This is a genomic window from Vibrio sp. Y51_MX_L26, assembly GCF_024181935.1.
Classification (GTDB): domain Bacteria; phylum Pseudomonadota; class Gammaproteobacteria; order Enterobacterales; family Vibrionaceae; genus Vibrio; species Vibrio diabolicus.
On record NZ_JAMZAS010000022.1, the window covers coordinates 1 to 12748 of the forward strand.

Annotated in this window: 14 protein-coding genes, 1 other RNA gene and 3 pseudogenes; all 18 read right to left on the minus strand. The window is 39.1% G+C overall.

The features are described 5' to 3' along the window. Positions 1-181: 181 nt before the first annotated feature. Positions 182-242: hammerhead ribozyme type II (locus NL645_RS22695), an RNA gene on the minus strand. 419 nt (positions 243-661) lie between these two features. Next, complete coding sequence (locus NL645_RS22705) at positions 662-1192, minus strand: hypothetical protein (protein WP_213971162.1); 531 nt, start codon at positions 1190-1192, stop codon at positions 662-664. A gap of 214 nt (positions 1193-1406) precedes the next feature. Then, positions 1407-1979, minus strand: a complete 573-nt coding sequence (locus NL645_RS22710) for a helix-turn-helix domain-containing protein (RefSeq protein ID WP_052708181.1) — start codon at positions 1977-1979, stop codon at positions 1407-1409. Between the two features lie 160 nt (positions 1980-2139). Beyond that, the gene (locus tag NL645_RS22720; RefSeq protein ID WP_046875183.1) at positions 2140-2754 is read right to left on the minus strand and encodes a hypothetical protein; all 615 of its coding nucleotides are present in this window, start codon (positions 2752-2754) and stop codon (positions 2140-2142) included. Positions 2755-2941: 187 nt separating this feature from the next. Continuing rightward, positions 2942-3349, minus strand: coding sequence for an OsmC family protein (locus tag NL645_RS22725; protein WP_046875182.1), 408 nt, complete (start codon positions 3347-3349; stop codon positions 2942-2944). A gap of 156 nt (positions 3350-3505) precedes the next feature. Continuing rightward, on the minus strand, positions 3506-4795 hold the full coding sequence (locus tag NL645_RS22730) for a hypothetical protein (protein ID WP_253652462.1): 1290 nt from the start codon (positions 4793-4795) through the stop codon (positions 3506-3508). A gap of 144 nt (positions 4796-4939) precedes the next feature. Further along, positions 4940-6241 (minus strand): hypothetical protein, encoded by a 1302-nt coding sequence (locus tag NL645_RS22735; RefSeq protein ID WP_046875179.1) that lies wholly within the window; start codon positions 6239-6241, stop codon positions 4940-4942. A gap of 143 nt (positions 6242-6384) precedes the next feature. Next, the gene (locus NL645_RS22740; protein WP_253652463.1) at positions 6385-7137 is read right to left on the minus strand and encodes a class I SAM-dependent methyltransferase; all 753 of its coding nucleotides are present in this window, start codon (positions 7135-7137) and stop codon (positions 6385-6387) included. Between the two features lie 40 nt (positions 7138-7177). Further along, positions 7178-7288, minus strand: a pseudogene (locus NL645_RS22745) (DUF3265 domain-containing protein); the annotation flags it as partial. A gap of 23 nt (positions 7289-7311) precedes the next feature. Further along, positions 7312-7659, minus strand: coding sequence for a hypothetical protein (locus NL645_RS22750; protein WP_253652464.1), 348 nt, complete (start codon positions 7657-7659; stop codon positions 7312-7314). A 135-nt stretch (positions 7660-7794) separates the two neighbouring features. After that, entirely contained in the window at positions 7795-8397 is a 603-nt protein-coding gene (locus NL645_RS22755) for a bifunctional 2-polyprenyl-6-hydroxyphenol methylase/3-demethylubiquinol 3-O-methyltransferase UbiG (protein ID WP_046875178.1), read from the minus strand. Positions 8398-8550: 153 nt separating this feature from the next. Continuing rightward, the gene (locus NL645_RS22765) at positions 8551-8838 is read right to left on the minus strand and encodes a hypothetical protein (protein ID WP_205408365.1); all 288 of its coding nucleotides are present in this window, start codon (positions 8836-8838) and stop codon (positions 8551-8553) included. A 103-nt stretch (positions 8839-8941) separates the two neighbouring features. After that, positions 8942-9259, minus strand: a complete 318-nt coding sequence (locus NL645_RS22770; RefSeq protein WP_205408364.1) for a hypothetical protein — start codon at positions 9257-9259, stop codon at positions 8942-8944. A 181-nt stretch (positions 9260-9440) separates the two neighbouring features. Further along, positions 9441-9842 (minus strand): annotated as a pseudogene (locus NL645_RS22780) (HIT family protein). A 152-nt stretch (positions 9843-9994) separates the two neighbouring features. Further along, on the minus strand, positions 9995-10450 hold the full coding sequence (locus tag NL645_RS22790; RefSeq protein ID WP_046875177.1) for a hypothetical protein: 456 nt from the start codon (positions 10448-10450) through the stop codon (positions 9995-9997). A gap of 147 nt (positions 10451-10597) precedes the next feature. After that, positions 10598-10912: a hypothetical protein gene (locus tag NL645_RS22800; protein ID WP_046875176.1), complete on the minus strand. Its 315-nt coding sequence runs from the start codon at positions 10910-10912 to the stop codon at positions 10598-10600. Positions 10913-11069: 157 nt separating this feature from the next. Next, positions 11070-11892, minus strand: a pseudogene (locus NL645_RS22805) (NAD-dependent epimerase/dehydratase family protein). A gap of 143 nt (positions 11893-12035) precedes the next feature. After that, positions 12036-12611, minus strand: coding sequence for a hypothetical protein (locus NL645_RS22815; protein WP_203530746.1), 576 nt, complete (start codon positions 12609-12611; stop codon positions 12036-12038). Positions 12612-12748 lie beyond the last annotated feature (137 nt).

The window sequence follows — 12748 nt, forward strand, 5'->3', positions numbered from 1 at the left end:
TGCTGATAATTCATGGTAGTACTGCTTGTTTCTTTGGCGAGAAGAGCGTACCACTTTCAGCAGTTGGCTTCCTCTTCTACACCTTTCCATGAATGTCGCACTTATTATCTGAAATCGGGTCCCACAATTTCCGCTAAGAGAAACTGCACCACAAAAACAGGTGGATTTGACGCAAAGTAAATCGAGGCTGCCATCATCAGTCTCAGGAGACCACCACTGAGAGACGTATTCACGTTTCGGCTTTCGACTTGAGTTTTAACATTATAACGTACTGAACTAAAAAGAAATATAACGCTCTGTTAAGGTGTGAGCAACGCAATACCGAAGCCACTGCATACCACCTTAACCACAAAACGCAACGCATAGTACAAATGCCACGCGTAGCGAATCACTCTTAAACAGTTTGTTATAAATCATTACCAGTGTTTTTGTACGAGTCTTTTGACGACTAGCATTAAAAAAGCGAGCACAATTAAGCAAACAAAGACAAATAAAAACCAGCTACCCCACACCATAAAGATATAACCCAAATCATATCTACAAGTGCTTAGAGCTAGAGACTTGGCAGTACAAAACTCTCCCATTGAGTTATGTTTGACTGCAACATACAGGGGAACGCAAGCAAGAATACCAGAAACAACAATAGACGCGACAAGCAGTTTTAAACGGCGCATTTGGCTGGGCTCCATGGCTGCTCTAGATATAACTTGGCTACACGTGCACCGTAATCGCTAACTACTTCGGCCCCCAAGAAATTATAGATCGTAGCTATTTTTCTTATTGTCGGATTTTCGATACGTGCCTGTATTCTAGATAATAGAATAATCCCGAACTCAATATTGTAGTAAGGACAACCTAGCGCTTCTTTAGTTACGCCAATGTCTTTCCAATATGAATAATGTAGATTCATAGGCAATATTGTTTTTCTCAAAGGATAAACTTTATCATACCAACCATGAGTGGTTTCCATATACATTATTGCTGCTACTAGACGCGGGTCTACACCATGCTTTTTTGACTGCTGAACTATTAAACCGCACCACTTGCCAACTTCACTGAAGCTATCTATTTCATACAATGGCTTTCTACCAACTGCGCTCTCGCTATCAGCGATAGTAAATATTGCAGGTGTGTCATCAATAATGCTTAACTTTCTATCCGCTGACTTATTCAGAACAGGTATGTCGTTCATGTCTTATCCCCCCCACCAAAATCAATATGATACAAATTACATAACAATAAAATCATATTTATATTCACTTTTCAGACACGAATCTCAATCTTGATTTATAACGCACGCTTAAGTGGTGAGCAACGCAATACGATGCTTCCGCATACCACCTAAATCACTAAATTTACCGCAAATTACAAATGCCACGCGTTGTGAATCCGTCTTAAAGCGCTTGTTATAGCCCTATACCTGCTCCTATCGCACCAATTACCAAACCAACAATTGCTCCTAATAGATGGTCTTTAAGTTTGCTCTTTAGAGTATTAGATTCGGCTAACTCAGCAGTAAGCTGCTCGATTTTTTTTGTCTGTGTTTCAAGAACCTCCGAGATCTTACTTAATGAAGTGTCATCTGGTGAGAGCTTTCTTTGTATTTCATAATGATTCATCGCTTTAGTTTGGCCATTAACCCTATGATAAGCACCATCACTACAAAGAACTAATGACGACGAAGCCTGAACAGTTATGACACATATGTTCAGCAAAACCCTAAAACTAATATTTTCAACCTCAAATATGTCAGGTTCGCTAAGTAATTCCTTGGCCTTCAAAGTTAGTAATTGAGCTTCCTCTATTTTAATACCCGGAGCGAAAGTTGAGTCACGGACCCCAAGCAAAACTTTTCCACCACCAGAGTTAGCGAATGAAGCAATTGTTTTGGCCAGACGCATTGGCTCTATTTCAGGTAGCAAAAACTCGACTGTTGCACTCTCACCTTGTTCTAATAATTCTATAATGTCTGAACTCAAAAAGAATTCTCCCAATTTATTGACATGATGGGCTATAACGCCCTGTTAAGGGGTGAGCAACGCAATACCGAAGCTCCCGCATGCCACCTTAAACACAAAACGCAACGCATAACAAAAGTGCCACGCGTTGCGAATCACTCTTAAACAGATTGTTAGCAAGTTACTTAAACGATACGTCGTTTGTCAGAACCCAACCGACAGAACCTGAATTAGTGCCGGCTAGTATTCGTACTTTTGACCACTGGACCTTCGTACCTTGAACATCTTCAACGTAATTAGATTGCAGGAGCTCAACTGGTGTCTTATTCAATAGCTGCTTCGAGAGGTCACCACTAAGTATACGTTCAGTACGTTTTTGAAAACTTGGTTGAGCAAGCAATACAACAGCCCCATCCTGGGCGTTTATAACGTATGAGCTTTTAACTGGCGCTGTGCTTTGTTGAACTACTCTGCTTTTTTCCAATAATGCAAAAGCCAAGTCCTTTTTACAGTTTCTTGAGTCCAGCATTTGCACTGATAACTCTTCATAAGGAATTCCTTCATATTCACTGTTATTTATCAGAATACTGCCATTAGCAGTAACCTTTGCACCAATTAACCTCGAAATTGTTCCTGCATTTCCATGCAGAGCTGCTTCAATTTGCGAAGATGACACCGAGCCCTTTGCTTCGATTTTGTCACATATCTCAGTCGCAAACTGAGATATATCAGAAAGCGAACTTGCGCTTGCATGCAATGGCGTTAACAGTAGACTAGCAATCATGAGTTTTTTCATCGAGCTCTCCAAGCAATTAAATGCATACATTCTCAATTTCATATTGAGCTGTCAACTTGACTTGCTAACGCCGCGTTAAGGGGTGAACAACGCGATGCCACCCAACTTAAACCATTGTGCCATAAAAACAAAAGCTAAACTTTGAACCAAAACTGCCAAGCGTTGTGAATCCCTCTTAAACGCTTTGTTAAGTGCAATTTTCACCCACTTCAGCTGAACAAGTGATATCGATCGTAGGGCTCAACATAAGACAAACATGACAATGCTTTTCCACCGTTTCTTGAGCTACTCGCAAAATGTCAGACTCCTTAAAACCACGGCCATTTACTGTAAAGTGTAAGTTTGCCGATTTATATAAACGAGGTTCTGATTCCGTTAGGGCGAAAGTAACCGTATTTTCTAGGCCTTTAACTTCAAAACCTTGATCTTGCAGTAACAAGACGACATCCGTAGCACTGCATGAACCTAAAGCCGACAATAGAGTTTCCGTTGGGCAAGGGGCTTTCTCAGTTGTAGCGTCAACATTAAACGTAAAGCCGTCTTCAGTTGACACTTTAAAACGACAATCACCATCCCACTTTATATTGATACTCATACTTCCCTACTTTTTGATGTCACTATTGTTGATTGCACTTAACGCCCAATTAAGGTGTGAAGCACGCGACCACGGTCCTTCATTTTACCACCGTAAACACTAAGCTAAACCCAAACCAAAAATGCCAAGCGTGCTGAATCACTCTTAAATTGTTTGTTATGTGTTTTTGTTTTGATGAAGCAATATTGAACTCATCAATTCAGCAGATTGACTGGGCTTCCAATTTTTTTCCAAAAGCACTTTCCAAAGCCTGTTTAATATATCTTCAACTTGTTCCGTAGCCCCCGTGAAACCGAATATCTTCATCGCTTTTATCTTCTTTTGCGCACCAGATAAGTCACCATGAGCTATACATGACCTTACATGATAAAGGTCTTTAATTTTATTTCTGAAACTCTCACTCTCTTGAAGAAGCACTGTTACGTAAAGAGAGATTCTAAATACAACCTCTGAATTAACATCCGCAAAAAACGATTCAATTACAAAGAATAGCAATGGTATTCTGAGATGCAATGGGGATGAAAAGACCATGTTATACATTTGGCAACTGTGAGACATACTCATCATCGGAGTGATATTCTCATCAATAAAAGTGGCAAAATCCTGACTCTCAGACTTTTTGATAAAATACTGTCGCCAAGCATCACCTCTGACAGATGGCGCATTTTCGTAGTAATCTAACTCACTATATGAGCTTTGGTAATTGACATAAATATCACCTCGAATTAGGTGGTGTGCTTCCTGAGCAATCAGCTTATACCTGACATCCCCATTTTTAAATAATCTTAGCAACGTGGAAAGTACAGGAATTAACTCCTTATTGTTAAGAACCGTTTCACTGATCTCAAATGCACTGTAAACTCTTGACCACTTCCTTTCTGTATCATATCTATCCGCTAGCTTATCATTTACCTCATTCTTGCTGAGTTTTATTAGATTGATATCCTCATTTATTCGTATATCTTCTTCGATCTGTATATTTTCAAAAACTAATAGGTACTTTCTATGTCTCTCGATACAAGTGCCTGAAGTTACAGCATTGAGAATTGCATGAGAAAGCCGTTCCTCATCTAAATTCAAGATTGATAAGTCTTTGCCATTAGTAAATATATACGTGGCTTGTGGTGGATTAACACAATTCGCAACCTCAGAAAAAATGTAAGTAAATAACCCATACTTAGTTTTCTCTACCTCTTCTTCTGTTACCTCTTGGATCATAGATGTCAACTTTACAAGCCTTTGGTAACTCGGTAAGGATGAAAGGGTATCTAAGGCTTTTTCAATCCCTCCCATTGCTTGGAAAGTAAACTGAAAATCTATTGTCGGTTTTCCATCATTCACGAGTAATACGCGATTTGAAAGCCCTGTTTTATTTAAATAGTCTATAAATTCATTATATAAAGACTTAAATACTTCAGATAATGAGTCTTTTTGTTCGACTTCCATATACACTCCAAAAACACATAACGCCGCATTAAGGTGTGAGCAACGCTACCACCTAACCTAATCCATACCACCGTAAACACGAAACCCAACAATGGAATGAAAAATGCCATGCGTTGGGAATCACTCTTAAATGCTTTGTTAGGGCTATATTGCCTGTCTGAGTTTCCGATATTCACTAAACAATACAGGCAAAATACTTTCTCTAGTGTGTACACGTCTACTTTGCCGTTCTTTCTTTTTGACTTCACTAAAAAAGTAGTCCGTACAACTTTTAAGCCCAGCGTTCTCAAAATAGTCGGAGGAGTTGCATTCAGGAATAGACAGCGAGTCTCCACTATCTTTGTCGTATATAACAAGCTTGACCTGAAAAGACTCCAACATATGCTTAAGATCCTCATCAAATGTCATAAAAATGGGGATGAAATAGTCAGTTTTTGCCCCTAAACCAGAAGACATCAGGCGCTCCATTAATCTAGGGGTTATCATATCCCAAGCAATGTTATCCAATTTCTTTAAAAGTTTCTTTTTATTACCACCTTTTTGGATTTTCTTTAGTATCGGCAGCGACTTTGAATCACAGAAATACTCATGTGCTAATATCGCTTCTCGCTCCATATAAATTCCCACTTCACTGTGCATGAAGTCGAAAAATTCGAGCATTTTATTTCTGCCACTCTTGTTAGATGATAAATTTATCCGTAGCATTCCGATAAGACTCAGCAGGGCTACTCTTTGAAAATCAGCAAACTGCGATAGGTAGTTTTTACCCTCACTTGACATGTATAACCCAAATGTAGCATCAATAGCACGTCGAGCAGACTGTCTATAAGATAGAAGGAAACTAGGTCTTAATGTCCGACTATATTCTTTACTGTCAATACTTGAAAAGTAATGAAGGCTAACAAGGTTTTTCCTAAAGTTAATATTCAGACTTTTCCAAAACTCCAGTTTACTTTTTGCAGAAAAATTAGCAGATGGAAGAACGTGCTTAATATTTTCAATCATATAGAAAAGAAAATCAAAGTTAAGACCATCACGCAAAAGATCATCAATTATAGGTAATAGCTTGGGTCCGACAGTACCTAGAGGCTTCCCTCTAACAAGACTGTCGATATAGGAACAGATATTTGAGTCCATCATTACTGAGTGATCTATTGGAAATACATTAGTACCTTTAATAAATATACTCTTAATCATTTCATCATCGATGAAATATAGATTATCTGACTTAAAATAAGGGATTAAGTAATTATCTGGCCTCTTTGTGTGTTTTTGGACACATTGAGGTAATACATTTCTATCGTAGTTATCGAGCTGAATTACACTACTCAAATTAGGGTACTGACCATTAAGCTTCCTCCAAGCCTCTAGGACATCAACAGGCTTGTCTGATATTGATAGCCCCCCAATACACATGTTAACTTCGGAATTATTAAAGATGTTCAATATCTGCACTCCAATTTTGTAGCCCTAACGCCGCGTTAAGTAGTGAGCAACGCTTACGCCTAAACTAAACCATTACACCTTAAACACAAAACTCAATTTGAGCTGAGAATGCCACGCGTTGCGAATCTGCCTTAAACGCTTTGTTATAGCGGTCTTACAACACCTACAAAACTTGTCGATGTTTCAGTCAAAGGCGTCTTTTTCCAATCCGCGTAGTATTCTACTAGCTGCAAACCATTACGTTCCAAGCCCTTAACTATCTCGTCAATTGAACGATACTTTAGCTCGATATAACTATGATATTGCTCACCATTTTCATATTCTCGTTTTACATGGTGCAACATCGTATTATTTAATTTTGGGTGCCTGCTGTCCAAACCGGAGACATTGACGTTTTCGCCTGTTGGACTTTTGTAAGAATACCAATGTTCATAACTACTTGTTGTCTCGAAATGTTCAGAACATGGAAGCCGAGAATCAAATACAAAAAGGCTTTCAGTATGCATATGACTATTAATGTTTTTTAGCATCGATGAAAAGTCTGCGTCTGAAATAAATGCTTGAAAGGCATTGCCCGTCATAGTTATTAGATCAAAAACGGTTTCTAAGTTGAAATCAGCTGCGTCCATTTCGTAAAACGCAACATCGCTTATGCTTGATGACTTGTATTTAGCAAAATCAATCATTGAACGAGAAAAATCAATACCCACTACATGGGATAAATTCCTTGTTAATGGAATTGTAACTAGACCAGTTCCGCAGCAGACATCTAGTAACGATGAAGCCTTTTGATGAGATATAAGATTTTGAAAGAAAGATATTTCACCTGCATAAGAATTACAGTATTGCGCGTCGTATTCCTCGCCTGACCAAAACTCACTTTTACTCTGTTTCAACGACTCTCCTCCTTGAGGTCGAATAAGCTATAACGCCCAGTTAAGGGGTGAAGCACGCAATACTGATGTTCCTGCATGGCACTTCAACACCAAAGCCAACGCATACCAAAAATGCCACGCGTGCTGAATCCCTCTTGAACTGTTTGTTATGTGTTTTTTGCCTCGATTACTAAGCTAAGCAAGTTCCCCCCCTTTGGCTTCAATATACCCTCCATCGAGATAATAACAGAACAGTTCTGAATCACGCGTTGAGTCGATAAAAATAGGATTTCCATTATCTTGTCCGATCGTGATACATGTGTTGCATTGCTCAATAGTTAAAGGAGAGCTACCTGACATTTCTAATTGAGTTTTAATGAATGCAGACAGCTGATTAAAGGCTTTGACTGTATTCCTATCTATTGTGATTTCATCAATAAGCTCTCGCTCTGATAGTAGATAAAACTCACTACCTCGATAAGAGACTTCTACATCGGTATCAATACTATCAAGCCACTTTTTGTAATAACTGGGTAAAATCATAAATACTCCAAAACACATAACGCCGCGTTAAGTAGTGAGCAACGCTACCACTGAACCTAAACCATTGCGCCGTAAACACGAAAGCTGATTCAAGCCAAAATTGCCAAGCGTTGCGAATCTGCCTTAAACGCATTGTTATGTACGTTTGACGGCAACCACCGAATAAATGTGCCAATGCTTTGATTCACCAACCATTGTTGTGCAATCTTCATCCCTTTCATTGAACTCGACGATTTCAAAGTTAGAGAATAAATTTAGCAACTCATCTTTAACGAGTGCTGTTATAGGTGTATAGAAGTCACTAGCCCAAGAGTCGTTTTTACCCATGAAATCACCAGCAAAAACACCACCCTTTACGAGACTAGCATCTATGCTTGTCCATACCTCTAGAAACTGCTCAGGGTTTACAAAGAATAAACTCGCGTTAGCGACGATTAAGCTGGCATCAATATACTCAAACTCACAAAATGATGATTGAACTACATTTACACTCGACTCATCACCAAACCTATCTCGGCATATTGCTACTGAGTCAGGATTGATGTCAAAGCCGAAGACTTTATAGCCTTGTGCGGTTAAATACTTTATATCGCTGCCCGTTCCACAACCACAATCTATTGCTACTTTAATTGAAGAAGCATCTAGATTTACGGCTCGTTCAGTTCTTATAGAATGTGGTCGATTTATTGCCTTTTCATAAAACTTTCGCCAGTTTTCTCTATGTTTCTGATCATCCATAATCTTCGTTTTACCTCAAAGTACATAACGCCCTGTTAAGGGGTGAGCAACGCAATACCGAAGCCACCGCACACCACCTTAATCACTAAAATCAACGCATAGTGAAAATGCCACGCGTTGCGAATCCCTCTTGAACAGTTTGTTAGCTCACTTTTAGGTACCAATACGCCATTGAGGAGCAGCCCAATCTGTAGTCCAGTCTAACTTTTCTGACATGGCTGCAATTTGACCATACTCCTTGAAATATGCATCGACTATATCTGGCTCAGTTATATACAGTGCATTTTCTAAAGACATTGAAGCATTTTTAGTGAGATTGAACGAACCTGTCCAAACACCATAAGGAGTAACTTTATAGTGTGTATGACCAAAAGAGTTCTGAATTTCTTGAACGTTTGCAAAAATGAGGAATTTATTATGCATTCTTGGAAATGCTGGCACCTTATCTCTGTTATGGTTTCCCACACACCTAACAGCATCAATAGTCGGATCTGACGCGACTGAGGCACTACTTAGAATGTTACCAAACTCGTACCTCGTTAGATCACACTGTAAGTGCATCATATTTCGAACGTAACTTTGACTTCCAATTCGTCCGGGAATATACATCCGGTCTGAGAAAATCTTCTTTTTGAACGAAAATTTGTACATTTTTAACACACGCAAGCGCATCTAGTATTGCGTCACTGGTTAGCCAAGCTACGGCTCCAATAACTAAATCAGCATTGTTAATATGACCGATCAGATGCTTTTCTAAATCACGAAAGTAGACATTAATACCATTTGAAGAATGCATACTATTGTCAATGAACCCACTGTCGAAATTCCCATCATTATCTAACTGATATTCATTTAAATTCATTTTAACTTTTTTACCTTTAATGACTATGCTGATGAAAAGTGAGCTAACGCCTTGTTAAGGTGTGAGGCACGCAATACCGAAGCTTCTGCATACCACCTTAACCGCTAAAACCAACGCATAGTCAAAATGCCACACGTGCCGAATCACTCTTGAACAATTTGTTAGCATACTTTTTCAACGCTCATAAATCTTTAAGTGATTCTCTAAGTTTATCCATAGTTTGAATCCCAAGTTCACTACTAACCCAACCATACTGGTCGCCATGGAACCTAGGGAAAATATGCAAATGGTAATGGTCGAGCTCGTTGAAATGAGGTGCCTCTCCGTTGTTTTGCATAAAGCCGATACCATCGGGATTGAACTTAGCTTATATACGCTTATATAAATCTCTTGCGACGTCGGTGATCTCTAAAAACACAGACTCGGGCAAGTCAATGAAAGTGCGGTATTGAGTCTTGGGACAAATTAAAATATGTCCAAAGTTGATTGGGTCATGGTCTGCAAAAGCTATAACTTGGTCAGATTCGTACACGATGACCGAGTCAATTTCACGATTAACAATTTGTTCGACTATCGTAGTCATCTAAACTCCTATCAAAGTATGCTAACGCCCTGTTAAGGTGTGAGCAACGCAATACCGATGCCGCCGCATACCACCTTAAACACTAAACACAACGCATAGTAAAAATGCCACGCGTGCCGAATCACTCTTGAACAATTTGTTATGTTGAGATGTTAAGCAACGCGTTCATGACTATCTAGCATCTTCACAGGCAACTGGTTTTCAACTAGAAAATGGTAAAATCTTAGATCTTCAATTAAGTCAGGAGAAGCTAGTTCAAAGTCTTGATATGTCTGATTTTTGAAACGAAACCTTACCGTATGTTCAAACCTTTTGGTTTGCGCATACAAAATTTCATTAATATCAGCAGTATTTATACTTGTACCTAAAAGAGATAAACTATTACCATCAAGCACAACATCTAGCGACTGTTTCGGTTTGGATGTTAAATACTCAGCAGCTAAAGATACAGCACAAAAAAATGCGATGTATCCTAATTGTGTTAAAAATGGAGCCTTAGATATCTCGACTAAGTAGTAAGCAAACATGCCACAAATCAATACTCTAGTGACAAAGCTATACATTAATTTAAAACTGACCAATTTACTTTGTTTCAATAAAGTTTTCATAACTCCCTTCTCAACATAACGCCCTGTTAAGGGGTGAGCAACGCAATACCAAAGCCGCCGCATACAACCTTAAACACTTAAACCAACGCATAGTAAAAATGCCACGCGTTGCGAATCCCTCTTAAACAGTTTGTTAGCTGTTTCGTATTAGGAGACTGAACTATTAACGTAAAAATATCCAACCAGACCAACCGTGCCGTATAAAAGTGCCTTCAGAGAAGCTAGCCAGTTACTTTTAATATTAAGTAAAGTCACCACAATTGAAGATACCATCGCACAACACCACATCAATACAACTAAACTAGCAAACAATAAATCTATAACGTCACCTAACCCATAAGGTTCACCTGGTGAGACCGCAATATGCCCATAAATTTGAGATTTATATAGTAGCCCAGAGAAAGCAAAAAAATGGACTAAAACAATACTGAACGCTAATAACTTATTAAATCTTGCTTCCATTTAGTTTCACTCTCCAATACCACATTGCACAAACAGCTAACGCCCAATTAAGGGGTGAGCAACGCTCCCCCCCAAACCTAAAGCATTGTGCCATAAACACTAAATTTGAAGTAGAAACAAAAATGCCAAGCGTTGGGAATCCCTCTTAAATTGTTTGTTATGTGTAATTTTCTATGTACTTCCTTAATGACTTAGTCGATTCAAACAAGGGACTAATTGGAAGGTTAAGATTTAGCTTTTCAATTTCGACTGCCAAAGAACCATGGCATTTCTCAAAGTCACTCCAACTGCTCTTGTGAACCTGCTTTACTATTTGAAAGTCTAGTAGCAACTGGGAAAATGCTTCAGGATTATACCCCCTCAGCCTCAGCGATAACGTGTTGTTTAGCCGGACGTTTACCTTGAACCAGTGCCAAATAAAATCGAGCGATGTCATTTACATGGATATATTGATTATAACCTTGAGATGGTATTGCTACTTGGAGCGTTTGGTCAGATAAGGCATCTACAATTCGCTTTAGCTGACAGTTTTCACCACCATAAACCAAACTAGGACAGTAAACGACATGCCACTTCTTTTTGATAGCGTAGCCTATTGTAACTGTGTCCGGTTTTACCGCTTCTAGAGGCTTAAGCCTAAATTCTTTGAGGTCATTGTGAGAAGCATTGCCAAATAACCAAACACCCGACGTGTGGATTTTTGTCGCGCCTTCAGCCGCTAGTCTATCCAACTGCGTTAGTAGCTTGGACTCTATATCAGCTATTTCCTCCGGCGAAAATTCTGACCAATGTGGGCGAGCACAATTTATAACGATATCAAAGTAACCAGAGAGATCTGATGGCACATTGGTAAGCTTCCGAGCAGGAGGTAAGACACCGCTAGTCCTGCTGTAAGTCGAAACTTCAAAGCCACTTTCGACAAACATCTTAGTCACGTGGCTACCAATATACCCATTGGATCCTGATATAAGTACTTTCATTCTTTCCCTGAACTCTCGATTACACATAACGCTCTGTTAAGGGGTGAGCAACGCAATACCGAAACCACCGCATACCGCCTTAAACACTAAAACCAACGCATAGTAAAAATGCCACGCGTTGCGAATCCCTCTTGAACAGCTTGTTAGCTTAAAGTTTTGATTTGCTTCCAGGTTTCACAACCAATTTCATTCATAGCATTGAAAAAATTGTTTTTTATCTCACCGTACCTAACATCGTCAAAGCTTTGAGCCTCCAAAGTAGCTTCACGAACACACTCTAGAATAAATCTTTGAACATCTTGTATTGAGTTAAAAACTTCAGATTGTACGGGATCATTCTTGTTTAACATTAAGATAATATCGTTAGATTGCTTCATGATTTTTGTAGAAATTTCATCTAACTGATTCTGAAACTGCTCACTAGGGACATCGATCTTTCGCTTGAGCAGATCATATTGAAGATCAATATACACATAATTACTGCCTGCTAAATCACGCAGGTCTTTCAACCATCTCATTCTTTCGCGAGTAATTACATCAGCCATTAATTTTTTATGTTCTAAATTATTATTCTTTGACTGTATATAGACGGTCGAACCTACTGTAATAAGCGCGGTTAAAATAGCCGTACCACCCGTTATTGCTGCTACCCAAACAGGATCGATACTGGAAGCAGTGTTTTCTGCTATTTTTTCTAGGACTTCCATTACTTTAGACATACTTTCCTCTTTTAAGCTAACGCGCAGTTAAGGTGTGAGAGACGCACATGCACCCTAACCTAAAATAAACTCTGATAAATCCGTGCCTATTTGGGCACTAAAACCCCAATGCGTTTCGAATCGCCTTGAACGTCTTG